Annotated in this window: 24 protein-coding genes; 14 read left to right on the top strand and 10 right to left on the bottom strand. The window is 59.7% G+C overall.

The features are described from left to right. Positions 1 to 666: 666 nt before the first annotated feature. The gene (gene trmFO, locus PL640_RS07780; protein ID WP_271361316.1) at positions 667 to 2,124 is read left to right on the top strand and encodes a methylenetetrahydrofolate--tRNA-(uracil(54)-C(5))-methyltransferase (FADH(2)-oxidizing) TrmFO; all 1,458 of its coding nucleotides are present in this window, start codon (positions 667 to 669) and stop codon (positions 2,122 to 2,124) included. A gap of 43 nt (positions 2,125 to 2,167) precedes the next feature. Here the strand turns inward: trmFO and PL640_RS07785 are convergent, their stop codons facing one another. The 3 genes from PL640_RS07785 to PL640_RS07795 are packed head-to-tail and all read right to left on the bottom strand — an operon-like array spanning position 2,168 to position 4,429. Beyond that, the gene (locus PL640_RS07785) at positions 2,168 to 2,746 is read right to left on the bottom strand and encodes a TadE/TadG family type IV pilus assembly protein (protein WP_271361318.1); all 579 of its coding nucleotides are present in this window, start codon (positions 2,744 to 2,746) and stop codon (positions 2,168 to 2,170) included. Continuing rightward, positions 2,743 to 3,285: a TadE/TadG family type IV pilus assembly protein gene (locus tag PL640_RS07790; protein ID WP_271361320.1), complete on the bottom strand. Its 543-nt coding sequence runs from the start codon at positions 3,283 to 3,285 to the stop codon at positions 2,743 to 2,745. Before PL640_RS07790 ends, PL640_RS07785 begins: the two co-directional genes overlap by 4 nt. After that, positions 3,266 to 4,429, bottom strand: coding sequence for a pilus assembly protein (locus PL640_RS07795; RefSeq protein WP_271361321.1), 1,164 nt, complete (start codon positions 4,427 to 4,429; stop codon positions 3,266 to 3,268). Before PL640_RS07795 ends, PL640_RS07790 begins: the two co-directional genes overlap by 20 nt. A gap of 634 nt (positions 4,430 to 5,063) precedes the next feature. Here PL640_RS07795 and PL640_RS07800 point away from each other — a divergent pair. The 5 genes from PL640_RS07800 (at position 5,064) to PL640_RS07820 (ending at position 10,378) form a co-directional block, all read left to right on the top strand. After that, positions 5,064 to 6,191, top strand: a complete 1,128-nt coding sequence (locus PL640_RS07800; RefSeq protein ID WP_271361322.1) for an S-(hydroxymethyl)glutathione dehydrogenase/class III alcohol dehydrogenase — start codon at positions 5,064 to 5,066, stop codon at positions 6,189 to 6,191. 286 nt (positions 6,192 to 6,477) lie between these two features. Continuing rightward, positions 6,478 to 7,218, top strand: coding sequence for a hypothetical protein (locus PL640_RS07805; protein WP_309578139.1), 741 nt, complete (start codon positions 6,478 to 6,480; stop codon positions 7,216 to 7,218). 106 nt (positions 7,219 to 7,324) lie between these two features. After that, positions 7,325 to 7,588, top strand: a complete 264-nt coding sequence (locus PL640_RS07810) for an acyl carrier protein (RefSeq protein WP_142839990.1) — start codon at positions 7,325 to 7,327, stop codon at positions 7,586 to 7,588. Further along, positions 7,585 to 9,117, top strand: a complete 1,533-nt coding sequence (locus PL640_RS07815; RefSeq protein WP_271361324.1) for an AMP-binding protein — start codon at positions 7,585 to 7,587, stop codon at positions 9,115 to 9,117. The genes PL640_RS07810 and PL640_RS07815 overlap by 4 nt, the downstream gene beginning before the upstream one ends. Continuing rightward, the gene (locus PL640_RS07820; RefSeq protein WP_271361325.1) at positions 9,101 to 10,378 is read left to right on the top strand and encodes a type III PLP-dependent enzyme; all 1,278 of its coding nucleotides are present in this window, start codon (positions 9,101 to 9,103) and stop codon (positions 10,376 to 10,378) included. The genes PL640_RS07815 and PL640_RS07820 overlap by 17 nt, the downstream gene beginning before the upstream one ends. Here PL640_RS07820 and PL640_RS07825 read toward each other — a convergent pair whose 3' ends face one another. The 6 genes from PL640_RS07825 to coaD all read right to left on the bottom strand — a co-directional run bounded on the left by PL640_RS07825 (position 10,379) and on the right by coaD (position 15,663). After that, a complete protein-coding gene (locus tag PL640_RS07825; protein ID WP_271361327.1) occupies positions 10,379 to 11,536 on the bottom strand; it encodes an aminodeoxychorismate synthase component I in 1,158 nt (385 codons plus the stop codon). A gap of 37 nt (positions 11,537 to 11,573) precedes the next feature. After that, the gene (tgt, locus tag PL640_RS07830) at positions 11,574 to 12,704 is read right to left on the bottom strand and encodes a tRNA guanosine(34) transglycosylase Tgt (protein WP_271361328.1); all 1,131 of its coding nucleotides are present in this window, start codon (positions 12,702 to 12,704) and stop codon (positions 11,574 to 11,576) included. Continuing rightward, on the bottom strand, positions 12,704 to 13,786 hold the full coding sequence (gene queA / locus PL640_RS07835) for a tRNA preQ1(34) S-adenosylmethionine ribosyltransferase-isomerase QueA (RefSeq protein WP_271361329.1): 1,083 nt from the start codon (positions 13,784 to 13,786) through the stop codon (positions 12,704 to 12,706). Before queA ends, tgt begins: the two co-directional genes overlap by 1 nt. Before the next feature lie 237 nt (positions 13,787 to 14,023). After that, complete coding sequence (locus tag PL640_RS07840) at positions 14,024 to 14,533, bottom strand: peptidylprolyl isomerase (protein WP_065115822.1); 510 nt, start codon at positions 14,531 to 14,533, stop codon at positions 14,024 to 14,026. Between the two features lie 36 nt (positions 14,534 to 14,569). Continuing rightward, positions 14,570 to 15,139 carry a peptidylprolyl isomerase gene (locus PL640_RS07845; RefSeq protein ID WP_142839994.1) on the bottom strand — a complete coding sequence of 190 codons (570 nt, stop codon included), beginning with the start codon at positions 15,137 to 15,139 and terminating at the stop codon, positions 14,570 to 14,572. A gap of 29 nt (positions 15,140 to 15,168) precedes the next feature. Then, positions 15,169 to 15,663: a pantetheine-phosphate adenylyltransferase gene (coaD, locus tag PL640_RS07850; RefSeq protein WP_142839995.1), complete on the bottom strand. Its 495-nt coding sequence runs from the start codon at positions 15,661 to 15,663 to the stop codon at positions 15,169 to 15,171. 437 nt (positions 15,664 to 16,100) lie between these two features. On the opposite strand from coaD, the gene PL640_RS07855 reads away from it, so the two are divergent. The 8 genes from PL640_RS07855 to PL640_RS07890 all read left to right on the top strand — a co-directional run bounded on the left by PL640_RS07855 (position 16,101) and on the right by PL640_RS07890 (position 23,783). After that, on the top strand, positions 16,101 to 16,280 hold the full coding sequence (locus PL640_RS07855; RefSeq protein ID WP_046798466.1) for a hypothetical protein: 180 nt from the start codon (positions 16,101 to 16,103) through the stop codon (positions 16,278 to 16,280). Between the two features lie 40 nt (positions 16,281 to 16,320). Next, positions 16,321 to 16,455 carry a hypothetical protein gene (locus tag PL640_RS07860; RefSeq protein ID WP_256367998.1) on the top strand — a complete coding sequence of 45 codons (135 nt, stop codon included), beginning with the start codon at positions 16,321 to 16,323 and terminating at the stop codon, positions 16,453 to 16,455. A gap of 270 nt (positions 16,456 to 16,725) precedes the next feature. After that, positions 16,726 to 18,618, top strand: coding sequence for a peptidyl-prolyl cis-trans isomerase (locus tag PL640_RS07865; protein WP_271361330.1), 1,893 nt, complete (start codon positions 16,726 to 16,728; stop codon positions 18,616 to 18,618). Positions 18,619 to 18,634: 16 nt separating this feature from the next. Then, positions 18,635 to 19,678: an anthranilate phosphoribosyltransferase gene (trpD, locus tag PL640_RS07870; protein ID WP_271361331.1), complete on the top strand. Its 1,044-nt coding sequence runs from the start codon at positions 18,635 to 18,637 to the stop codon at positions 19,676 to 19,678. Between the two features lie 10 nt (positions 19,679 to 19,688). Beyond that, on the top strand, positions 19,689 to 20,504 hold the full coding sequence (trpC, locus tag PL640_RS07875; protein WP_269699690.1) for an indole-3-glycerol phosphate synthase TrpC: 816 nt from the start codon (positions 19,689 to 19,691) through the stop codon (positions 20,502 to 20,504). 7 nt (positions 20,505 to 20,511) lie between these two features. After that, on the top strand, positions 20,512 to 21,003 hold the full coding sequence (gene moaC / locus PL640_RS07880) for a cyclic pyranopterin monophosphate synthase MoaC (RefSeq protein WP_271361332.1): 492 nt from the start codon (positions 20,512 to 20,514) through the stop codon (positions 21,001 to 21,003). Continuing rightward, positions 21,004 to 22,221 (top strand): molybdopterin molybdotransferase MoeA, encoded by a 1,218-nt coding sequence (locus tag PL640_RS07885; protein WP_271361333.1) that lies wholly within the window; start codon positions 21,004 to 21,006, stop codon positions 22,219 to 22,221. It begins immediately after the preceding gene. Positions 22,222 to 22,712: 491 nt separating this feature from the next. Continuing rightward, positions 22,713 to 23,783: a GGDEF domain-containing protein gene (locus PL640_RS07890; RefSeq protein ID WP_271361334.1), complete on the top strand. Its 1,071-nt coding sequence runs from the start codon at positions 22,713 to 22,715 to the stop codon at positions 23,781 to 23,783. 225 nt (positions 23,784 to 24,008) lie between these two features. Here the strand turns inward: PL640_RS07890 and PL640_RS07895 are convergent, their stop codons facing one another. Further along, a complete protein-coding gene (locus PL640_RS07895) occupies positions 24,009 to 24,617 on the bottom strand; it encodes a pyridoxamine 5'-phosphate oxidase family protein (RefSeq protein ID WP_271361335.1) in 609 nt (202 codons plus the stop codon). Between the last annotated feature and the right edge of the window lie 36 nt (positions 24,618 to 24,653).

A 24,653-nucleotide genomic window follows, 5' to 3' on the forward strand; every position in this document is an offset into this window, starting at 1 on the left:
TGCAGAAGCGCCTCCCGCAACATGCAGTGCAATCTGACGCGCACTGCGGCGCCGGTTATTTCTTCTCCCCGCCGGGGAGAAGGTGGCCCGAAGGGTCGGATGAGGGGGCTAGCTCTCCGAATATCTCTACCCTCGCCCCCTCATCCCGCTGCCGCGGACTTCTCCCCCTCGGGGAGAAGAAGCAGGCGGCAAGCGCTCGCTCCCCAGATGCTTGCCGGCTTTTTAGCCCTGTCGCGAACTTGGTAGCCTGATTATCCTCATATCCCCCACCCTTAAAAATAGAGCTTGTCCGCATCTCGGATACGGGCGCTACGCCAAACACATTGGGGTCGAGATCGCCGCTTGTTTCTTCTCCCCGCCGGGGAGAAGGTGGCCCGAAGGGTCGGATGAGGGGGCTAGCTCTCCGAATATCTCTATCCTCGCGCCCTCATCCCGCTGCCGCGGACTTCTCCCCCTCGGGGAGAAGAAGCAGGCGGCACGCGCCGTTTCACAATGCCCCGCGCCTCTTCCTCGCCCGCCCAATCCCAAAAACATTTGGCTGCCCCGGCCATGCATGCTAGTGCATCCCGCAACAATGCCGCGTCCTCTGGGACCCGCGCGAAACAATCACTCAAGAGACAGCCGCCGGACGGGAGCCTTTGCCCCGCTGCGGCCCATGGACGCCAGATGGACGCCAGCATGCAAGACAAGACCCATTCTCCCATTCACGTCGTGGGCGGCGGACTGGCCGGTTCGGAAGCCGCGTGGCAGATCGCGCAGAGCGGCGTGCCCGTCATCCTGCATGAAATGCGTGGCGTGCGCGGCACGGACGCGCACAAGGGCGACAGCTTGGCGGAACTGGTCTGTTCCAACTCCTTCCGCTCGGACGATGCGACGGCCAACGCGGTCGGCGTCATCCATGCCGAAATGCGGCTTGCCGGTTCGCTGATCATGGCCTGCGCCGACAAACACCAGGTACCGGCCGGCGGCGCGCTTGCCGTCGACCGCGACGGGTTTTCGCTTGCCGTTACCGAAATGCTGGAACGTCACCCGCTGGTGACGATTGTCCGCGAGGAGGTTTCCGGCCTGCCGCCGAAGGAATGGGGCAGCACCATCATCGCCACCGGGCCGCTCACCTCGCCGGATCTGGCGGCAGCGGTCCAGGCCGAAACGGGTGAGGATGCGCTGGCCTTTTTCGACGCCATCGCCCCGATTGTCCACCGCGACAGCATCAACATGGATATCTGCTGGTACCAGTCGCGTTACGACAAGGTCGGCCCCGGCGGCACGGGCAAGGACTACATCAATTGCCCGATGGACGAAGAGCAATATAACGCCTTCATCGACGCGCTGATTGCCGGTGACACAGTCGGTTTCAAGGAATGGGAAGGCACGCCCTATTTCGACGGCTGCCTGCCGATCGAGATCATGGCAGAACGTGGCCGCCAGACGCTGCGCCATGGTCCGATGAAACCGATGGGGCTGACCAATTCACACAACCCCACCGTCAAGGCCTATGCCGTGGTGCAGCTGCGCCAGGACAATGCGCTCGGCACGCTCTACAACATGGTCGGTTTCCAGACGAAACTGAAATACGGCGTACAGGCGGATGTGTTCCGCATGATTCCGGGCCTCGAAAATGCGGAATTCGCCCGCCTCGGCGGCCTGCACCGCAACACCTATATCGATTCCCCTGTCCTGCTCGATCCGTCGCTGAAGCTGAAATCCCGCCCCGACCTGCGCTTCGCCGGCCAGATCACCGGCTGTGAGGGTTATGTGGAAAGCGCCTCCGTCGGCCTTCTCGCCGGCCGCTTCGCCGCCGCCGAACGCAAGGGCGAGGCCCTGAGCCTGCCGCCGGCCACCACGGCGCTCGGTTCGCTTCTCAACCACATCACCGGCGGCCATCTTTCCTCAGATGATGAGCCGGGCAAGCGTTCCTTCCAGCCGATGAACATCAATTTCGGCCTGTTCCCCGAACTGGAGCCGGGCTCCATCGTCAAACCGGAGGGCGTGAAACGTTTTCGCGGCAAGGACAAGACGATCATGAAGCGCCAGCTGGTTGCAGCGCGGGCGCTGAAGGATTGTGCGGAATGGCTGGGGATGGGGGAAACCGCCCCCGCAGCCGGTGCCGCGCAGGATCATTGAGTGATCGAAGCATTGGCCAGGCAGCGTTCCGTGGCCAATACCATCAGCGAACATTCCAGAAGGACCAGTCCGACTTGCCCTTCTGGTATTTGTAGTGCCGCGAGAAATACGGATTGACCGTCGCGACATATTCGAACTCGATGGTCGTAGGGTGCAGGAACGAGAATAACGGGCTATATTTATAACGCCCCGAAATCACGATGACGGCTTCTTCTTCCTTGAAATTCCCCGCCTTCAGCATCTTGTCCCAGATGACGGCTTCTGCGGAGCCGAAGAAGTTGTAAGGCGCGAATTCGACCGTTGCGACACCGCCGACCAGCCTGGCGCTCCGCAAGGTCAGATCGAGCTCTTCCGGATTGAGCGGCTGCCCGGCGTCGATGACAAAGGTTTTCACCCCTGTCCTCACCCGCTCCTCGAATTCCGGGAAACGGGCGGACCAGCGGGCTGTATTGTCGACAACCGTGACGAAACGGTCATAACTCAGCCAGCCACGACCGGTCTCGATCATCACCGCCAGGAAAATGATCAGCATCGGCAATAGCAGCGAGAATTCCACGGTGGCAACGCCGGAGCGCGATCGCAGCATGGCGGCGAGGACGGATTTCAGCCGAAACCTCATCATTCCGTCACCCGAACGGCGGTGATCGCCAGAGAGATATTCTGCAGTTGCGGCTGCTTGCCGCCGCCGCTGGGGATCAGCAAACGCGTCGTGGGTAGTATGAATGGCCAATTGTACCCAAGCGCCAGAAGATATTGCCCGGCGTTTTTATCCGGCACCTGAAACCTGTTCTCGACGGGAAATGTCAGCGGCACGGCGGTGAAATCCGCGTCCGGGATCGGGACGAGCGTTATCTTCATGTCGCTTTCCGTCGTGCCGAGCAGGAAATTGGAGGCGATGGCCCGCCTGAAATCGATTTCGGTAACCGCCGTATGGCTTGCCGCCGCCTTGCGCAGCATTTCCGCGCCGGCATTGGCCGCCGTTGCCAGATTGAGAGTGAGCAGCAGCGCCAGACCGACTTCGAAAATGCCGAAGACCAGCAGAAAATAGACCGGCAGAAGCAGACCGAACTCGACGGCGGTGGCCGCCCGGATATCGAGCGCATAAGAGCGAAGCTGACCCCAGCAACGGCGAAAGAGCCCTTTATTTCGGTGAATCGACATACTTCACCTCAAAAGCCGTGATGATGCCGCCAAGACTGTCGCTTTTGCCGCCTGCGGCAATCGTCAGCTTGTAGACGGAATAGGTATCGACCGTGATCGAATACGTGCGGCGCTCCCAGAAGACCCTGCCCTTCTGCGCCATTTCGATGATCTTCTTTTCGGGGCCCAATTGCGGACGCTGGAGCTGCAGGAAGATGTCGATGTCGTTGGTGCCGCCATAGGCGTCGTTGCGGCCATTATACCAGACCGAAACCTCATATTTTCCGGGGTGCAGTTCCACAATCTTGAAAATCGAACTGTTGGCGTCTCTTCTCTTCTGCCCTTCCCAATGGCTGTCCAGTTCCACCACATATTTGGTCGGCGGTATCCCGCCATCCGCGGCAGTCAGAATGGAAGGTTTTTGCAAGTCTTCCGACTCGGGCGGACATGGATTTGTTGCCGCGGATTGCGACGCGTCCTTCTCGGATTCTTTCAGTTTGTTGTTTTTCGGATCTTTCACGTCAGTCGATGCGACGTCCTGCTGCGAAACGCTGACGCAAGCGGGTCCAGCATCCTTCTTCGGCTCGTCATAACCCTGCCAGCCGAATTTTTTGCGGCACGCCGCATTGCTCCAGTCCTGAAGCTCGATGCCCGGACCTGTACCGCCGTCCCATCCAAGCTCCTCGTAGCTCAGGACGCCCCAGCAACCATTCATCGCGTTGGGGCCTTTACCGTTTTCGAGAATCCAGTCTTTACCGTTCAGCCGGTCGAATGTGTTGTTGACGATCACCTCGCCGTCATACGGATAGGGAGGAATACCGTCGCAACGGTAAGTCAGCGCGTAGTCCATCTTTTCGACATTGAACAGGCCGCCCAACACCGTCTTGTAGGTAAATTTCGCGTCGATATCGGTGGTCAGCCAGTCGATCGTTACGTCGCGGCTCACCACATCCTGTTTGGTGGAGGTGATAAGCGCATCGAAGGTATCCAGCACGTTTTTGCGGCGCACTTCATCGAGAGGCACATTTGTCCGGGTCGGTTTCGTCGAGCGCTCACAGGCCTGCGCGATCACCCGCTTTGACTGGCTGTAATAGGCCAGCGCCCGGCCGCCTTCGAACAGCAGCCCGAATGTGAACAGAAAAATCGGCATCAGCAATGCCGTCATGATCGCAAAATTTCCCCGCCGATCCTGAAGAAGCAGGCGGAAATGACGCGCCGGCGCGCTCAAGATTTTTTCAATATGAAACATCTGCAATAATCGCTTTTCATCCAACCGCCACGGATCGCCCCGGCTCCTCCCCAGCCGGACACACAAAGACTGCGGCCGGGCGAAACGCCCTGGGGCCACAGGATACAAACTCAGCAAAACCGCTGATGCTCGCCGCGATCATGGCGGCGCGACACAAGTGGCGAAGGCCAGCTGCATTCGCGAGAGAAAGGTATTTTCCGGAACCACCGATCGATGGCAGCCCAATTTCATTCGTCATTTTATATGGCGAATTAAACACCAGATTCGTAAATTAAAGATCACCCGAACATCAAAAATAGTATGTAAAATCATATATTTAAATCAGATATTCATAATTTATTATAGTCGAAATATTCAATTGAATACGCCAGGTCGATATTCGATTGCGGATACAATCTTGCCGAGGCTCGCCCTCCTTCTCCGGTGCGGAGACAGCTTCACTTTTTTGGTCGTAACTGAGACGTGAAGGTCGCTTTTGCCCCTTGTCCCTGCCGGCAAGCTCGGGCAAAACAGCCCTATCCAATCATGAGACAACGCCAGGAGATCGAAAATGGACGTACGCGCCGCTGTTGCCATTCAGGCAGGAAAACCGCTTGAGGTCATGACCGTTCAGCTGGAAGGTCCGCGCGCCGGCGAAGTGCTTGTTGAGGTCAAGGCGACCGGCATCTGCCACACCGATGATTTCACGCTTTCCGGTGCCGATCCGGAAGGTCTGTTTCCGGCCATCCTCGGCCATGAGGGTGCCGGTATCGTCGTCGATGTCGGCCCCGGCGTCACCTCGGTCAAGAAGGGTGACCATGTCATTCCGCTTTATACGCCGGAATGCCGCGAGTGTTATTCCTGCACCTCGCGCAAGACCAATCTGTGTACCTCCATCCGCGCCACCCAGGGTCAGGGCGTCATGCCGGATGGTACCTCGCGCTTCTCGATCGGCAAGGACAAGATCCACCACTACATGGGCTGCTCGACCTTCTCGAACTACACCGTCCTGCCGGAAATCGCGCTCGCCAAGATCAATCCCGACGCGCCCTTCGATAAGGTCTGCTACATCGGCTGCGGCGTCACCACCGGCATCGGTGCGGTCATCAACACCGCCAAGGTCGAGATTGGTTCCACAGCCATCGTCTTCGGCCTCGGCGGCATTGGCCTCAACGTGCTGCAGGGCCTGCGCCTTGCCGGCGCCGACATGATCATCGGCGTCGATATCAACAATGACCGCAAGGCCTGGGGCGAGAAGTTCGGCATGACCCACTTCGTCAATCCGAAGGATGTCGGCGACGACATCGTGCCCTATCTCGTCAACATGACGAAGCGCAATGGCGACCTGATCGGCGGTGCTGACTACACCTTCGACTGCACCGGCAACACGAAGGTCATGCGCCAGGCGCTGGAAGCCTCGCATCGCGGCTGGGGCAAGTCGGTCATCATCGGCGTTGCCGGCGCCGGCCAGGAAATCTCGACCCGCCCGTTCCAGCTGGTCACCGGCCGCAACTGGATGGGCACCGCCTTTGGCGGCGCGCGCGGCCGCACCGACGTGCCGAAGATCGTCGACTGGTACATGGAAGGCAAAATCCAGATCGATCCGATGATCACACACACCATGCCGCTCGAAGACATCAACAGGGGCTTCGAGCTGATGCACAAGGGTGAGAGCATACGCGGCGTCGTGGTCTATTGATCGGCGAATGACAGGAGGTGGGCGCGTTCGGCGCGCCTGCCTTTCATGCAAACGTGATCGGCTCCGCCGCCTTGCAGCCCAGGCGATTAACGGGACAGTAAATCTATCGTCGTAAGCCAGTACTACGCGGCGAAGTTGAAAAATCTCTTTCCCCGGCCAGTTAACGCCAGATTGCGGAGAGCGACCCCTGAAAATCGTACCGATTGACAACGGAAACCGCGCCGCCGCCGTTGCCCTTTTGGCGAAAGGTTTCCCCGAAAAAAGCGAGGTCTTCTGGTCCCGCGGGCTGGCGCTTATCAGCGACCACCATGCGCGTCGGGAACTTGGTCCGATCGGGCAATTGCTGATGAAGGGTGAGAACGCGGAGGGCGTTCTGTTGACGATCAAAAGCCGCCTGCCCGAAACCGGCAGGATCGTCGTCAACCTGTCCAGCTGGTATGTCGAGCCTTCATGCCGGTGGTTTGCACCGCGCATGCTGCAAATGGCCTCCTCGTCCGAGGAGGAACTGTTTACCGACCTCACCCCGTCTCCAGAAGCCTGCAAGCTGAACGAGCGGCTGGGTTTTCAGACGGTGACGGATCGCACGCTTTTTTATCCCCTGCCGCTCAAGGCTCTGCGTCCTTCCGGCGCGCGGCTCAGCCCACTTGCCGCCGTGTCGGCCGATACCCTGCCGGCCGCAATGCGCGAGATGCTCGAAGATCACCTGCGGCTCGGCTGTATCGTCGCCATAATGCAGGCGGATGGCCGTCACCATCCGCTGGTATTCTTGAAAACCACGGCCAAGAAGCTGCCCTCCGCCCGGCTGATTTATTGCGAGGACCGAAAGGTCGCGCAAAGGCATATTTCCGCAATCGCCCGTCATCTTCTTGGCCGCGGCAGGCTTGCCCTGACCATGTCGGGACTTGATGGTGAACGCAATGCCGGCGGGTTTGCCGCACATAAATTCGCACCGATACAAGTAAAAGGCGCATGGAACCCACATTTTATTAACGAAACATACTCAGAGTTGGTGTTATTGCCACCCTAGGTATTTTACTGAACCATAGCTGACCTGACAGGTGCTCGACCTTTATAGATAAAGCGTCATTCCGGGCGGGTTTTATGGGGAACAAACGGGACATCGGAGAACAAGCATGCTTGCCGCGAAGAAAAGCGAAACCAACGTTGCTGATACCATCTACTCCTATCTCTCGAACCGTTTTCCCGCCTATGCACCTTTTACCGACGATACATTGCTTCTCGAAGGCGGCGTGATCGATTCGCTCGGTTTTCTGGAATTGATGATCTTCCTCGGCGAGACTTTTGGCATCGTTCTCGATGACGAGCATTTCACGCCTGACAATCTCGGCACACCCGCCGATCTCATCGCCTTCGTCCTCAGGGAACGAAGGAAATGACACCCCATTTCCTGCTGCATCACCTGCTCGCCGCCCAGGCGGCAAGCGACGATCAGGCCCTTGTCCATAAAGATATAGCCCTGACCTATCGGGAATTCGCGCAAGCGGCGAACCGCTGCGCGGCAGCCCTGCAGCAGGCCGGCGCAGAACGCGGTGACCGCGTCGTCATTTTCCTGCCGCGCGGCATGGAGGAATGCTGGTCGATCTTCGGCGTCAGCATGGCATCCTGCGTTTTTGTGCCGGTCAATGCGCTGCTGAAATCACAGCAGATCCGCCACATCATCACGGATTGCGGCGCGAAAATCGTCATCAGCAGCAGGGCAATGCAGGAAGAACTCGGCGCGGCGCTGGAAGGCCTGCCGGATGTGAGCCTATTGCTGGCGGAAGATATCGAGAGCAGCACAAACGCACCTGCCCGCCCTTCGGCGGCGATCGGCGAGGATCTCGCGGCGATCCTTTACACATCCGGCTCAACCGGCTCACCCAAGGGCGTCATGCTCTCGCACCGCAATCTTCTGGCCGGCGCGCGCATCGTGCGGACCTATCTGGAAATTACGGCAAGCGACCGCATTCTTTCCCTCCTGCCCTTCAGCTTCGATTATGGCCTGAACCAGCTGCTGACGGCGGTGGAACAGGGCGCGACCACGATCATCTCCACCTTCCGGCTGGGCGATGAGATCGTCCGCGATCTGCGCGACCATGCCGTCACGGGTCTCGCCGGCGTGCCGACCGTCTGGGCAATCCTGACCAGAGCGGCCCCGTCGCTGGCAAAGACGCCACTGCCGCATCTGCGCTACATCACCAATTCCGGCGGGCGTGTGCCGCAGGAAACCGTAAAAGCGCTGCGCGAAAAGCTGCCGGATACGAAAATCTACCTGATGTATGGTCTGACCGAGGCCTTCCGCTCAACCTTCCTGCCACCGGAAGAAATCGACAGCCGCCCGACCTCCATCGGCAAGGCCATTCCGGAATGCGAGATCTTCATCGTCACCGACAAGGGACAGCGGGCAAAACCGGGCGAGCCAGGCATTCTCGTCCACCGCGGCCCGACAGTATCGCTCGGCTACTGGAACCGGCCGGAAGACACGGCAAAAGTGCTGCGCCCTCACCCTTTCATTCCAGCGGCGCTGGGCGGCGAAACCGTCTGTTATTCCGGTGATCTGGCGGTGGAAGATGAGGACGGTTTCTTCAGCTTCGTTGCCCGCAACGATGCGATGATCAAATCGTCAGGCTATCGCATCAGCCCGACCGAGGTGGAGGAAAGCCTGATGTCAACAGGGCTGTTCCAGCAGGTCGCCGTCATCGGTCTGCCGGACCCCTTTGCCGGTGAAAGGGTGCATGCGGTGGCAACCGCCGCCAATGAAAATATCGACGTTTCGGCAGCCCTTAAGAAAGCCGCCGAAATGCTCGCTCCCTTCATGATCCCGCGCGCCATCGAACTGGTCGACCGGCTGCCGGTCACCACCAATGGCAAGGTGGATTACCGCGCGCTGGTGCGCGAACGGACGGACAATGTCGCCCACGGATAAAACCCAGAGCCACGGCGCGGCCCTTGCGGCTGCGCAATTTGCGGTCACTGACAATGATCTTGTCATCGGCGGGTTTGCGGTGCGCGATATCGTCGGCCAAACCGGAACGCCGTGCTTCCTCTATGATGCCAGCGCCATGCGCCGCGCCTATCGGAACCTTGAAACGGCGCTCTCGGGCTTTGCCGATATCTATTATTCGGTAAAGGCCAATCCCCTGCCCGCCATTATCGCGCTGTTCCGGCAGCAGGGCGCCGGCGCGGAAATCGCTTCCGTCGGCGAATATCGCGCCGCCATCAAGGCCGGCGTCGCAGCTGCGAACATCATCTTCGCCGGCCCCGGTAAGGGCATGGCCGAATTGCGCGAGGTGATCGAGGGCGGCATCGGCGAAATCCATATTGAAAGCGCCGAGGAAATCGCCCGCATCGAAGAGATCGGTAAACCGGTCAAAGCCTCGATCCGCATCAACCCCGTGCCGGATGCTCAAGCCGGCGCCATGCGCATGGGCGGCAAGGCCACCGCTTTTGGTTTCGACGAGGAAGAGCTGGAAAACGTCCTGCCGCTTTTCAGGGATGCCAGACATATTGATCTCGTCGGCGTGCACATCTATGGCGGCACGCAGATTCTCGACGCCGACATGCTTGTCTCCCAATGGCGACACGCCATTTCCCTTGCCGCACGCATGGCGCAAATGCTGGGCAGACCGCTTGAAACCATCGACCTCGGCGGTGGCCTCGGCATCCCCTATTTCGCCGGGGAAATGCCGCTTGATCTTGCAACGGTCAGCGCCGCCATTCCCGAACTCAAGGCGCTTGTGAAAGCGCATCCGCTGATAACCGACGCCCATATCATCGTCGAACCCGGCCGCTTCCTCGCCGGCCCCGGCGGCATCTATGTGGCGGAGGTAAATTCGGTGAAAACCTCGCGCGGCACCACCTTCGTGGTGACGGATGGTGGCATGCACCACCATCTGGCGGCCTCAGGCAATCTTGGCCAGATCGTCAAGCGCAACTATCCCATCGTCGCACCCGCCAGGATGCAGGCAGATTACGACGAAACCGCAACCGTCGTCGGTCCGCTCTGCACACCGCTCGACACACTGGCCCGCAATGCGGCTCTACCGAAACTGAAGGCCGGCGACTTACTCGCCATCCTGCAATCGGGCGCCTATGGCGCCAGCGCCAGCCCTGCGGGTTTTCTCAGCCACGCGGCGGCGAAGGAAGTGCTGGTGGAGGATGGTGTATTTGAGGTGATCGGGCGGTGATCACCGCCGCAACAACCTGTCCCCCACCGCGAATTTCGATTTCAGCAGACACTCGTCATATTCGGCTTCCGCATCGGAATCGAAGACGATGCCGCCACCGACATTAAAGACGGCACGGCCATCATCGAACAGGCTGAGTGTGCGGATCGCCACTGAGAACCGCATATCACCATGAGGAGACATGAAGCCGATCGCGCCGCAATAGGCGTTGCGAGGGCCGGCTTCCAGCTCCCGCAGGATTTTCATCGCCCACATTTTTGGTGCACCAGTGACGGAACCACAGGGAAACAGCGCGGCGAAGATGTCTTCCACCGTCACGTCAGGCAGAAGCTTCGCCCTGACATGGCTGACCATCTGGTGCACCGTGGGATAGGTCTCGATATCAAACAGCCGCGGCACATGAAGGCTGCCGACCTCGGTAATACGGGAAATATCGTTGCGCAGCAGATCGACGATCATGCGGTTTTCGGCGAGCGTCTTTTCGTCCGCCAGCATCGCCGCGATGATTGCCCGGTCCTCCTCCGCATCCGCCCCGCGCGGTGTCGTTCCCTTCATCGGATGGGTTTCGATGAAACCTTCGCCATCGACCGAAAAAAACAGTTCCGGCGAGCGCGACAGGATGACCGGGCCGCCGAGATCGACCAGCGCGCCATATTTCACCGGCTGCCGCTCGATCAGCGACCAGAAGGCGGTGAGCGGATCGCCGCTCCAGCGGGCGGTGACGGGCATGGTCAGATTGCCCTGGTAACAGTCGCCGCGACGCAGATGGTCGTGCAGTCGCGCAAAGCGCTGCTGGTATTCTTGGAGCGTCCATGCCGGCACGGGATCGGAAAGAAACGCATCCGCATCCGGCAGCGCGTCGGGGCGCGCAAACCGCCCCACATCCGGCTGTGGGCCGGAAAAGACGCCAAAGGTCAGAAACGGTACATTACGAGGCTCGGCGGCAAAAGGCGCAAGCTTTGGTTCGAACAGGAAACCTGCCTCGTAGGACATATAGCCGGCAAGATATTTTCCGGCCCGGCGCAGCTGTTCCATGCGCTTCAGCGCCACAAAAAACGCCTCCGGTTCATCCGCGACGATGATCTCTTCCGGCTCGGTGAAGGCTGTCACCGTGCCGGTCGTGTCATCCCGGAAAAGAACGTAAGGCGCGTGTGCCAAGGAAAGCGTCCGAAACAGGAGAAGGGGTCGGGAAGGATCAGACCGGGTCTATATCGCCCCGCGCCCACATCTCTATGGTTTCCGCATAAAAATCGGCGAAACGGCCTTCCTCGATCGACTTGCGGATACCCTGCATCAGCTCCTGATAATAGGCAAGATTGTGCCAGGAGAGCAGCATGCCGCCCAGCGCCTCGTTGGAGCGGGTAAGATGATGCAGATAGGCGCGGGAATAATCGCGCGAGGCCGGGCAGTTGGACTGCTCGTCGAGCGGGCGCATGTCTTCGGCATGGCGGGCGTTGCGGATATTAACGCGGCCACGACGGGTAAAGGCAAGCCCGTGACGGCCGGAGCGGGTCGGCATCACGCAGTCGAACATGTCGATACCACGCGCCACCGATTTCAGGATATCGTCAGGCGTGCCGACGCCCATCAGGTAACGCGGCTTTTCGGTGGGTAACACCGGCAGGGTGATATCGAGCATGCCCAGCATCACATCCTGCGGTTCGCCGACGGCAAGGCCGCCGACGGCGTAACCCTTGAGATCAAGCTGCTTCAGCCCTTCGGCGGAACGAATGCGCAAATCCGGCTGGTCGCCGCCCTGCACGATGCCGAACATGGCCTTGCCGGGCTGCTCGCCGAAGGCGACGCGGCAGCGTTCCGCCCAGCGCAGCGACATTTCCATGGCGCGCTCGATTTCCTTGCGCTCGGCCGGCAGCGCAATGCATTCATCGAGCTGCATCTGGATGTCCGAATCGAGCAGGCCCTGGATTTCGATCGAGCGTTCCGGCGACATATGGTGCAGCGAACCGTCCACATGGCTCTTGAAGGTCACGCCCTTCTCGTCGAGCTTGCGCAGGCCGGAAAGCGACATGACCTGGAAGCCGCCGCTGTCGGTGAGGATCGGATGCGGCCAGCGGATCAACTCATGCAGACCGCCAAGACGCGCAACACGCTCCGGGCCGGGCCGCAGCATCAGGTGATAGGTATTGCCGAGAATGATATCGGCCCCCAGCTCGCGCACCTGATCGAGATACATGGCCTTGACGGTGCCAACAGTGCCGACAGGCATGAAGGCGGGCGTGCGGATGACGCCGCGCGGCATGGCGACTTCGCCGAGGCGCGCGCCGCCGCTCGTGGCTTTCAGGGTGAAGGTGAATTTGTCGTGCATCAGTTTTTCCGGAACAACAGGCTGGAATCGCCATAGGAATAGAAACGGTATCCGGTTTCGATGGCGCGCCTGTAAGCGTCACGCATCGTTTCGAGACCGCAGAAAGCCGAAACCAGCATGAACAGAGTGGATTTCGGCAGGTGGAAATTGGTCATCAGTATGTCGACGGCCCGGAAACGGTAACCGGGCGTGATGAAGATGCCGGTGGCATCGGACCAGGGGTGGATAACACCATTCTCGTCGGCCGCACTTTCGATCAGCCGCAGCGAAGTGGTGCCGACGCAGATAATGCGCCCGCCCCGCGCCTTCACCGCATTCAGCCGGTCAGCGGTTTCCTGCGAAACATGGCCGATCTCGAAATGCATCTTGTGATCGTCGGTATCGTCGGACTTTACCGGAAGGAAGGTGCCTGCCCCAACGTGAAGCGTCACGAAGTGCCGCTCGATACCGGCCTTGTCCAGTGCTTCGAACAGGTCTGGGGTGAAATGCAGCCCGGCGGTGGGGGCGGCAACGGCGCCTTTTTCACGGGCATAAATGGTCTGGTAGTCGGTCTGGTCCTGCTGGTCCTCCGGCCGTTTGGCGGCGATATAAGGCGGCAAAGGAATATGGCCGACCGAGGCAATCGCCTCGTCCAGAACAGGGCCGGACACGTCGAACAGCAGCGTGATTTCGCCATCCTCGCCCTTTTCCTCGACGGTGGCTTCCAGATGGGCAAGGCCGCAGGCATTGTCGCGCTCATAACCGAACCGGATGCGGTCGCCTTCCTTGATGCGCTTGCCGGGGCGGGCAAAAGCCTTCCAGCGGGATTGATCGGCACGCATGTGCAGCGTGGCCGAAACCGCCGTCTCCGGCGCACCTTCACGCAGCCTGACACCTTCCAGCTGGGCGGGAATGACGCGGGTATCGTTGAAGACAAGCGCATCGCCGGGCCGCAAGAAAGACGGCAGGTTAAAGACGTGATGGTCTTCCATGCGGTTTTCATTCGGATCGACCACCAGCAGGCGCGCAGTGTCGCGCGGGTTCGCCGGGCGAAGGGCGATATTCTCCTCGGGCAGATCGAAATCGAACAGGTCTACACGCATTGCAAGGGCTCTCGAAAATATCAAACCCCGCCTCGCAGCAAACTGCCGGCGGGTCGTTGTTGGTGAAGCGGCTTCCTCCCCTCCACGTCATCCTCGGGCTTGACCCGAGGACCCATGACGCTGGCGGGAATGGATCCTCGGGTCAAGCCCGAGGATGACGTCGAGTGCGAGGAACACTCCATCAGCAAAACATCCGCCCGCCCTGCAGTTCAGCAAGGCGGGAGAAACTCTTTAACCTCAAGCTGCCGAAGCAAGCTTCATGGAAACGATCGAATCGGGGTCCTTCACCGGCTCGCCGCGCTTGACCTTGTCGATGGCTTCCATGCCTTCGATGACCTGGCCCCAGACGGTGTACTGCTTGTTCAGCCAGGGCGAATCGGTGAAGCAGATGAAGAACTGCGAGTTGGCGGAGTTCGGGCTCTGCGAACGGGCCATCGAGCAGGTGCCGCGAACATGCGGAATGGCGGAAAATTCAGCCTTCAGGTCTTCCTTTTCAGAGCCGCCCATGCCGGCGCGTGCCGGGTTGAAGCTTTCCGAACCCTTCTTGCCGAACTTCACGTCGCCCGTCTGGGCCATGAAGTCTTCGATGACGCGGTGGAACACGACGCCATCATAAGCGCCTTCCGATACCAGTTCCTTGATACGGGCAACGTGGCCCGGAGCAACTTCCGGAAGCAGCTGGATCACGACCTTGCCGGTCGTCGTTTCCATGATGATGGTGTTTTCCGGATCCTTGATCTCGGCCATGATTATTCTCCTCTGTTCGGGCTCTATTGCCCTACCTTACTTCTTGCCGACGGTGACCTTGATCATCCGGTCGGGGTTGGAAACTTCGCCGTTGCTGCCGGCGCCGCGCTTGATCTTGTCCACGGCTTCCATGCCGGATACGACCTTGCCGACCACGGTGTACTGGCCGTTCAGGAACGGGCCATCGGCAAACATGATGAAGAACTGCGAATTGGCGGAATTCGGATCCTGCGAGCGGGCCATGCCGACCACGCCGCGCGTGAACGGCGTCTTGGAGAACTCAGCCGGAATATCCGGCAGGTCGGAACCGCCGGTGCCGGCGCGCTGGGCGTTGAAGCTCTTTTCCATGTTGCCATACTGCACGTCGCCGGTCTGCGCCATGAAACCGTCGATGACGCGGTGGAAGGCGACATTGTCATAAGCGCCCTTCTTGGCCAGCGCCTCGATCTGCGCCACGTGCTTGGGCGCGACTTCCGGCATCAGTTCGATGACGACGGGACCATCCTTCAGCTGGACGGTGAGAAGTTCGGCGGCGGAAGCAATGGTGCTGGCGGCAAGCGCGCCTGCAAACATGGCACCGGCAAAGGCAAATCGAACGAGTTTCATCGGATTGGCTCCAGAATGTGGGGCTGAAGTCAGCGCTTCAGCTTGGCGTTGAGGGCTTCAAGCACGGCTTTCGGCACGAAGGCATCGACATTGCCGCCCATGGCAGCGATCTGCCGGACCAATGTGGCTGTAATGGGTCGCGACGATGTTCCAGCGGGCAGGAACACGGTCTGGATATCAGGCGCCATCTGGCGGTTCATGCCGGCCATCTGCATTTCATAATCGAGATCGGTGCCATCGCGCAGGCCGCGCAGCAAAAGGCGCGCGCCGTGCTGGCGGGCGGCATCCACCACCAGATTGTCGAAGGAAACGACCTCCATGCGCGCCGCCTCGGTGGGCAGCTGTTCGGCAAGCGCCTGCTTTATCAGCGCCGCCCGCTCATCAAAGCTGAACAGCGGCGCTTTTCCGGGATGAATGCCGACGGCAACGATGACTTTCGACGCCACGTTCAGCGCCTGGATAAGCACATCCAGATGTCCGTTGGTCATCGGATCGAATGATCCTGGATAAAAGGCAATCGTCATATCGCTCTCAGATGGTGGGCGCGCTTCGATGCTGGGTATCATGTGCCCGCCTTTTGTCATGGAGAGCCACGCGGCGCAAGACATTATAACCGCGCAGCACAACCGGAGCTGTGCCGTGAACCCGCGATGAATGGGCCGTTCAGTGCGGTTTCAGAGCTATTTTGTTTAAATGCACAACATCGGGAAACCGAAACGCCCCTCACTCGTTAAGCATCCGGAGAATTGAAAATGCTGGCCTTCATGATCGTCCTTTCGGTCATCGCATCATTCGCTGCCGAGTATCTTTTTCTCGAATGACGCCCTTAGCCAGTTTCCTGAACGCCAGATGAACGAGCCATTCAAGGAAGTTTCACAGGCGCGATGCTAATCGATTTTTACGATTGACGCGGAACATGTTGAGGCATGGCGCGTTAAGAAAGAACCAAAGGAACGGACAGATGTTTGTAAGAGAAAAACAGTCTACTTCGGCGAAAATCAGCGTCATCAGCACCGCCTGGACAGTACTGGTTATCGCAATGGTAGCAACGACGTTTAGCCTTTATGAGCAGAAGCCTGAAGCCCAGGGACCGGACTATCCGCAGCTGACCGCCCGTTACCAGTATATGAATTATTACTGATAACGGGGACAATTTCCTCGAAACGACCGGAGATGATATCATGTTCACATTTCTGACGATGCTTCTGGCCCTGATCAGCGTAATGTTCGTGACATCGATGATCTCCGTCATCGCCGAAATGCGGCGTGAAGACGAGGAATTCAAGGCGACGATCCGGCGCGACCGCGCTTTCTGAGTGCGGCTAACGGCCTTAACCGCCGGTTCAAAAACGATTCTTCGCAACCGCCTGGGCGCTCCGGGCGGTTTTATTTTGCGCCTCATTAAGGCGATGCGGCGAAGATGAAGGCGGAAAAACGCCGCTCCAATCACATAAGCGTTTTCAAAACCCCGTTTTTCCAAGGGAAATTCCCTTCAATTTCCGTTTGGATTGATTTAAGGAACGCCGATACGTTGCGGGCCGGAAGGCTGGCGACCGCGATGACGTTCCTGTGAGGTTTGCATAACGATGCTCGATTCCCTGAGAAATGCTTCTCGAACCCTGGCAGCCAAGCTGCTGCTTCTCCTGCTTGTTGTTTCGTTTGGCGTCTGGGGCGTCTCCGCATCGCTTGTCACCGCCAATTCCCACGCCGTCATGACGGTGGGTGACCAGACGGTCAGCCCGGAGGAATTCCGCCTCGCCTATCAGCGCCAGATTTCCGATCTCAGCCGCCAGTTCGGCACAAGGCTGACGACCGAACAGGCCAAGGCCTTCGGCATCGACCGGCAGGTCTTCAGCCAGCTTGCGGCAGGGGCATCGCTTGACGAGCTTGCATCCAAGATGAATCTCGGCCTTTCCGAAGATCGCCTTGCCAAGCTCATTGCCGAAGACCCGGCCTTCAAGTCGGTCAACGGCCAGTTCGACCGCAATCTGTTCAGCGAACGCCTGCGCAATTCCGGCTTCCGCGAGGACGACTACATCAAGGAACGCAGCAAGGTTGCCGTCAGAAGCCAGATTGTCGAAGCCGTCTCGGATGGCTTTACCGCACCGCAGGTGCTGGTGGATGCGCTGAAGCAGTACCGCAACGAGCAGCGCGCCGTCGATTACGTCATTCTTTCCAACGCCGTCATCCCGCCGGTCAAGGCACCGGGCGACGACGTGCTCACGCCGTGGTTTGAAACCAACAAGACGAAATATCGCGCCCCGGAATTCCGCAAGTTCACCTATGTGAAGCTGGAGCCGTCAGACATTGCCGATCAGTCCTCGGTGACCGAGGCGCAGATCGCCGACTATTACAACAGCCACAAGGACAGCTTCCGCACCGCCGGCCGCCGTACGGTTGAACAGCTGACCTTTACGGACAAGGAAATGGCTGCCGCTGCCGCCGAACAGATCCGCCTCGGCAACACCACCTATGATCAGGTGGTGAAAGATCAGGGCAAGACCGCCTCCGACGTGACGCTCGGCGAATTCACCAAGGATACCATCCCCGATCCGTCGATTGCCGACGCAGCCTTCGGCATCCAGAAGGATGGCGGCGTATCTGCCGTCGTTGAAGGTTCCTTCGGCCCGGTCATTCTGCGCGTCACCGGCATCAAGCCGGAAACCACCCGCACGCTGGATGAAGCCAGGGAAGATATCCGCAGGGATCTCGCCACTGCCGCTGCGGCGGAAGAAGTCACCAATGTGCACGACCGTTACGAGGATCTGCGCGCCGGTGGTTCGTCGCTTGCCGATGCCGCAAAGCAGCTGAACCTCAAGCCCGTCACCATTGCCGCCATCGATGCCGCCGGCCTCGATGAAAAGGGTGACACGGTCGAAGGCCTGCCCTCGCCGCAGCTGGCGCAGGACGTCTTCAAGACCGAACCTGGCACCGAAGCCCTGCCGATCAATCTCGGCCGCGAAGGTTACATCTGGTTCGATGTCGAGCAGATCATCCCCGCCCGTGACCGCACGCTTGCCGAAGTCCGCGACGATGTCGTGGCCGACTGGACGTCCGAGCAGCAGCGCACAGCACTTGCCGCCAAGGCCGACGAGCTGAAGGCCCGTGTTGAAAAGGGTGAAACGCTCGAGGCTGTTGCCGGCGAGCTCAGCCTTGCCGTCGAACAGAAATCGGGCCTGCGCCGCACCAGCGAGGATGCGATTTTCGGCCGCCAGACGATTGCCGCCGTTTTCTCCGGTGCTGAAGGCGTGGTTGGCACGGCGGCAGATGCCGATGGTTCCAGCCGCATCCTCTTCAAGGTTACCTCGGTTGACACCAACGCCCCTGCCGACGCGCTTGCCAATGACGACCAGCAGTTTACCGCGATTGCCCGTGCAGCCGGCGACGATATGCTGGACCAGATGGTCAACCGTCTGCAGAACGACTATGGTGTGACCATCAATCAGGCCCTCGCCGATCAGGCGATGGTCGGCTTCTGACCGGGGGGCGGAAACCATGGCCGAACTGAAGCCGCTGATCGCCAGGGTCGCGAACGGAGAAAGCCTGAACCGCGAGGATGCGCGGACGGCCTTCGACATTCTGATGTCGGGCGAAGCCACCCCGTCGCAGATCGGCGGTTTCCTGATGGCGCTGCGCGTGCGCGGCGAAACGGTCGACGAAATCGTCGGCGCCGTTTCCTCCATGCGCGCCCGCATGCTGCCGGTCTCGGCCCCCGCCAATGCCATCGATATCGTCGGAACAGGCGGTGATGGCATCGGCACCTATAATATCTCGACACTGGCTTCGATCATCGTTGCCGGCACGGGCCTGCCGGTCGCCAAGCATGGCAACCGGGCTCTGAGCTCCAAATCCGGCACGGCGGATGCCTTGTCCGCTCTTGGCGTCAAGCTCGATATCGGTCCCGATCTCATCGCCCGCTGCATCGCAGAGGCGGGACTTGGCTTCATGTTCGCGCAGATGCACCACTCCGCCATGCGCCATGTCGGCCCGAGCCGGGTCGAACTCGGCACAAGGACGATTTTCAACCTGCTCGGCCCGCTCTCCAACCCGGCGGGTGCAAAGCGCCAATTGCTCGGTGTCTTTTCGCCGCGCTGGCTGGTGCCGCTTGCCGAAGTGCTGCGCGATCTCGGTTCGGAAAGCATCTGGGTCGTCCATGGCGATGGCATGGATGAAGTCACCACGACCGGCGTCACCCATGTGGCCGCACTGGAAGATGGCAAGATCCGCACTTTCGATCTGACCCCGCAAGATTTCGGCGTCGACGTTGCGGCGATGGCTGATCTGAAAGGCGGCGACGGTATTGCCAATGCGGCAGCCCTGCGCGACGTCCTGTCGGGCAAGCGCAATGCCTATCGTGACGTGTCGCTCTGCAACGCGGCGGCTGCCCTTGTCATCGCCGGCAAGGCCGAAACATTGGGTCAGGCGATGACGATCGTCAGCGAAGCGCTCGACAGCGGTGCGGCGGCAGCGGCACTCGACCGTCTGGTCGCCGTTTCCAATGAAGCCGATGCCGCGCAGGCCGACCACAAGCAGGAATGAAAGCGAGACCATGAGCGACATTCTGAAAAAGATCGAGATCTACAAGCGCGAGGAAATCGCCGCTGCCAAGGCGAAGACCTCGCTGGCCGATCTCAAGGCCATGGCCGCTGACCAGAGTGCGCCGCGTGGTTTCTACAAGGCGCTCCGGGCAAAGCAGGCCGAAGGCAAGTTCGGCCTGATCGCCGAGATCAAAAAGGCCAGCCCGTCGAAAGGCCTCATCCGCCCGGATTTCGATCCGCCGGCGCTGGCTGCTGCCTATGAGGCGGGCGGTGCCGCCTGTCTTTCGGTGCTGACGGACAGCCCGAGCTTTCAGGGCGCACCGGAATTCCTGACCGCCGCCCGCAATGCCTGCGCTCTGCCGGCTCTGCGCAAGGATTTCATGTTCGAGACCTATCAGGTGCATGAGGCCCGTGCCTGGGGCGCGGACTGCATTCTCCTCATCATGGCATCGCTCTCTGACGACGAGGCCAAGCGCCTCGAAGACGAGGCTTTCGCACTCGGCATGGATGTGCTGGTCGAGGTGCATGATGCAGAGGAAACCGAACGGGCCCTGAAGCTCGCCTCGCCGCTTCTCGGCATCAACAACCGCAACCTGCGCACCTTTGAAGTCGGCCTCGAAACCAGCGAGAAGCTCGCAGGCCTCGTGCCGGCCGAAAAGCTGCTGGTCGGCGAAAGCGGCATCTTCACCTTCGAGGATTGCCAGCGCCTCGAAAAAAGCGGCATCAGCACCTTCCTCGTCGGCGAAAGCCTGATGCGCAAGGATGATGTGACGGCGGCCACCAAAGCGCTGCTGACGGGCCAATCCGGCATTCTGGCAGCGGAGTAAATCCCCGATGAGCGAGGCCTCAAAGCTCACCCATATCGATGCCAGCGGCGAGGCGCATATGGTCGATGTCGGCGACAAGGCGGAAACCATCCGTGTCGCCGTCGCCGAAGGCTTCGTGAAGATGAAACCGGAAACGCTGGCGCTCATCCGCGACGGCAATGCCAAGAAGGGCGATGTCATCGGTACCGCGCGCCTTGCCGGCATCATGGCCGCCAAGCAGACGGCCAATCTCATCCCGCTCTGCCATCCGCTGATGCTGACCAAGGTCGCGGTGGACATTGCCGAAGACACCACCCTGCCCGGCCTGCGCGTCGAGGCCATGGTGAAACTGTCGGGCAAGACCGGTGTGGAAATGGAAGCGCTGACCGCCGTCTCCATCGCCTGCCTGACGATCTATGACATGGCCAAGGCCGCCGACAAGGCGATGGAAATCGTCAATATCCGCCTGCTTGAAAAAAGTGGTGGCAAATCCGGTGATTTTCGCCGGCAGGAGAGCTGAATGAAACCGCTGCTGCCCGTAGATGATGCCACACGGCGCCTTCTGGAAGCGGCGGTTCCGGTAACCGACAGTGAAACCCTGCCGCTTGCCGAATGTGATGGCCGTGTCCTTTCTGCCGATCTGGCGGCGCGCCTCACCCAGCCGCCTTTTGACGCCTCCGCCATGGATGGCTACGCGCTGCGCAGCGTCGATGCATCTGAGATCGGCTCAGTCTTGACCGTCATCGGCCAGGCGGCTGCCGGCCATGCCTTTACCGGCACTCTGGGTGAAGGCGAAGCAGTGCGCATCTTCACCGGCGCGCCGGTGCCGGAGGGAGCCGATACCATCCTCATTCAGGAAGATGCGGAGGTGCTGGAAGGCGGCAAGATCCGCACCACCTTCGAAGTCACCGCCGGGAGACACATTCGCCCGCGCGGGCAGGATTTTGCGCAGGGCGAAACCGTTCTGCAAACCGGACGTGAACTCGGCTTCACCGACCTGACACTTGCGGCGGCGATGAACCACGCCACGCTGGCTGTCTATCGCAGGCCGCGCATCGCCATCCTCGCCACCGGCGACGAATTGCTGCCGCCAGGCAGCACGCCGAACCCGGCCCAGATCATCGCCTCCAACACTTTTGGCGTCGCAGCCCTCGCCCGTCAGGCGGGCGCCGATATTCTCGACCTCGGCATCATCGCCGATGACGATACGCTGATCCGCGCCGCCATCGGCAAGGCTGTCGCAGCCAAGGTGGATGTGCTGGTAACGTTGGGCGGCGCCTCCGTCGGCGACCACGATCTCGTGCAGGCGGCATTGAAGGCGGAAGGCATGCAGCTGGATTTCTGGCGCATCGCCATGCGCCCCGGAAAGCCGCTGATGGTCGGCGCGATCGGCGCCATGCAGGTTCTCGGCCTGCCCGGAAACCCGGTCGCCAGCCTCGTGTGCAGCCTGTTGTTTCTCGAACCGCTGATCCGCCGGATCGGCCGCCGCTCGCCTCTGCAACGCACAGCGACAGTCAGAACCGCAACGCCGCTGAAGGCCAATGACCATCGGCAGGATTATCTTCGCGCCCGTCTCCGCACCGACGACAGTGGTGAAAGCGTGGCGGAAGCCTATGCCAAACAGGATTCATCGATGATGAACATCCTTGCCCATTCCGACGTCCTGATCATCCGTCCGCCGCATGCGCCGGAAGCATCGGCAGGCACGGGATGCCCGGTTATAAAGCTCAGGACCTGACGTGGTCCTGAGAACCGCCGGATCGAAACGGCGCACCGTTTCAAAAGCGTGACAAATATCATGTCTATACCGGCGCAAACCGCGCCGTTTGGCGTTGAGACGACCAAATAAAAACTGTAAGATTCTTGTGTATAGACATAATCGGCGAAGTTTGCCGCCTATAGGTCATGTCTTGCCGAATTGAAAAAATGCACTGACCTGGCGTTTCCCTTCGTTGTACCCTGCATTGCTGTGCCAAAATAAATCACTCGAAAAGCGTTATCGGGATTGACAGAATAAATACGATGCTGTCACCAAGGCGCACAGTAGAGGGAAAAAACACCGGAAATCTCTAAAAATGAAAATTACTTATAATTATCAATTAAATAAGATAAAAATCAGCGAAAATGGAATTTCCGGGAACAAAAATTAGTTTTCTATAAATTAAGCTTTCCAAAACAGCCCGCATAATAATAATCATAGTCTATAAGCAGACTCACTGGAGTTTCTTGATGAACACGGCATCCACGCCCAAAACAACGGGACCCGACATTGCCGGGCAGATTGCCTACGCCATGCGGAGCATGGGTGTTTCGCCGATCCCGCGTAATTACAGCCTTTTCTACGAAGCCTATATCGGCTCGAACCCGGCGCTGACCAAGGATCTGGCGGCACTGGGAAGCCGGGCCACGCAGGAAGATCTGGACGAACTGTCCACGCGCTACGGCGAAAGCAATCCGGTCAGGGCAATCGACGACGCGCATGAAAAGCTCAGGCGCGAACTGGAAGCGTTGCTGGGTACATTGCGGCGGGAACAATCCTCCATCGAGAACTACAACAGGATACTTGGCGAAACGCGCCAGCGCATCGATGACAAAAATGCCTCCAGCACCAATATTCTGAAGAATGCGATCCTGTTGCTGGCCGAAGCCACGGGCACGAAGATCATCGATGGCGAGAAGGCGTTTAACGACGTCAATCGCCATGCCGAAGAAATGCATCAGGTCCGTCTGGAACTGGATGAATATAAGCGCATCGCCAATACCGACTCGCTGACGCGCCTTTCCAACCGCCGGGCTTTCGATGACCGGCTGGCTTCCGTCTATGACAGCTCGATCGGCCTGCAATATACATCGCTGGTGCTGCTCGATATCGACCATTTCAAGCGGATAAACGATACGTTCGGCCATCCCGTCGGTGACAAGATTTTGGCAACCGTCGCCTCGGTCATCCGCGCCAATGTCCGCAAGGATGGCTTCGTGGCAAGAAGCGGCGGTGAGGAATTCGCGATCATTCTCGACGGCAATACGCCGGAGGAAGTCATGGTGATGTGTGAGCGCATCCGCCTGTCGCTGGAAAGCACCCCTTTCCGCAATTCAAGATCCGGGGCCGATTATGGCACGGTGACGATCTCCATCGGTCTTGCCTCCGCTTCGCAGGCCAACAATCCGGGCGAGCTTTATGGCCATGCCGATACGGCGCTCTACCACGCCAAGGAAACCGGCAGAAACCGCTCCGTCTTTTACGAGGACGGCATGCAGAAGAACTATACCGGCAAGAACTGGCTGATCTACCGGACGTGACGCGCATTGCGCCAGTTTGGGTGCACTAAAACCACCCAACGTCCCCTACCCTCATTCCTGTGCTTGTCACAGGAATGTAGCCAGCCCAGGTCCCTGAGCTGTAAAACTCCCTCCGCCGCGCAGACGCGCATCGAATGGTGTGCTGTGACGGACACGGGAATGAGGGAAGAGGAAAGACGTCAGCCTGTCGTTACATTGCTATGAGCAATCTTGGCGACAACCCCCTCACCACATCGTGGCCGCCGCCCGCGCCGCCCATTCGCGGTCATAGGTTTCCTGATCGAACTCCCCTTTCGCGGCTTTCAGCAGCACGCCCGGCGTGGGTAGCGACGCCGGTTCGACGAAGTGTTCCGGGTTCCACAGTTCCGAGCGCATCAGTGCCCGGGCACACTGGAAATAAACCTCATCGATCGTCACCACGATGACGGTGCGCGGATGTTTGCCATCCATCTCGAAGCTTTGCAGCAGTTCCGCATCAACCGAAACAACCGCACGGCCGTTGATGCGCATCGTCGTATTCGAGCCGGGGATCAGGAACATCAGCGCCACCCGCGGATCGCGCACGATGTTCAAAAGCGAGTCGACGCGGTTATTGCCGCGCCAGTCCGGCAGCAGCACGGTCTTTTCATCCGCCACCCGCACCACACCGCCCCTGTCACCACGCGGCGAACAGTCCATTCCCTCCGGCCCCACCGTCGCCAGCGCCAGAAAGGGTGATGCCTCAATCATCAGCCGGTATTCCGCCGTCAGCTTCGCTGTCACCTTCGCGACCGAGGCTTCGCTCGTGCCGTCATAGATGGCCTTCAGTTCTTCAACAGTACGAATGATCGTCATATTCGCCTCAATCCCTCGAAATCTGCTTCACTGCTA

The sequence above is a fragment of the Agrobacterium sp. ST15.16.024 genome (assembly GCF_027956545.1).
GTDB classification, from domain to species: Bacteria; Pseudomonadota; Alphaproteobacteria; order Rhizobiales; family Rhizobiaceae; genus Agrobacterium; species Agrobacterium cucumeris.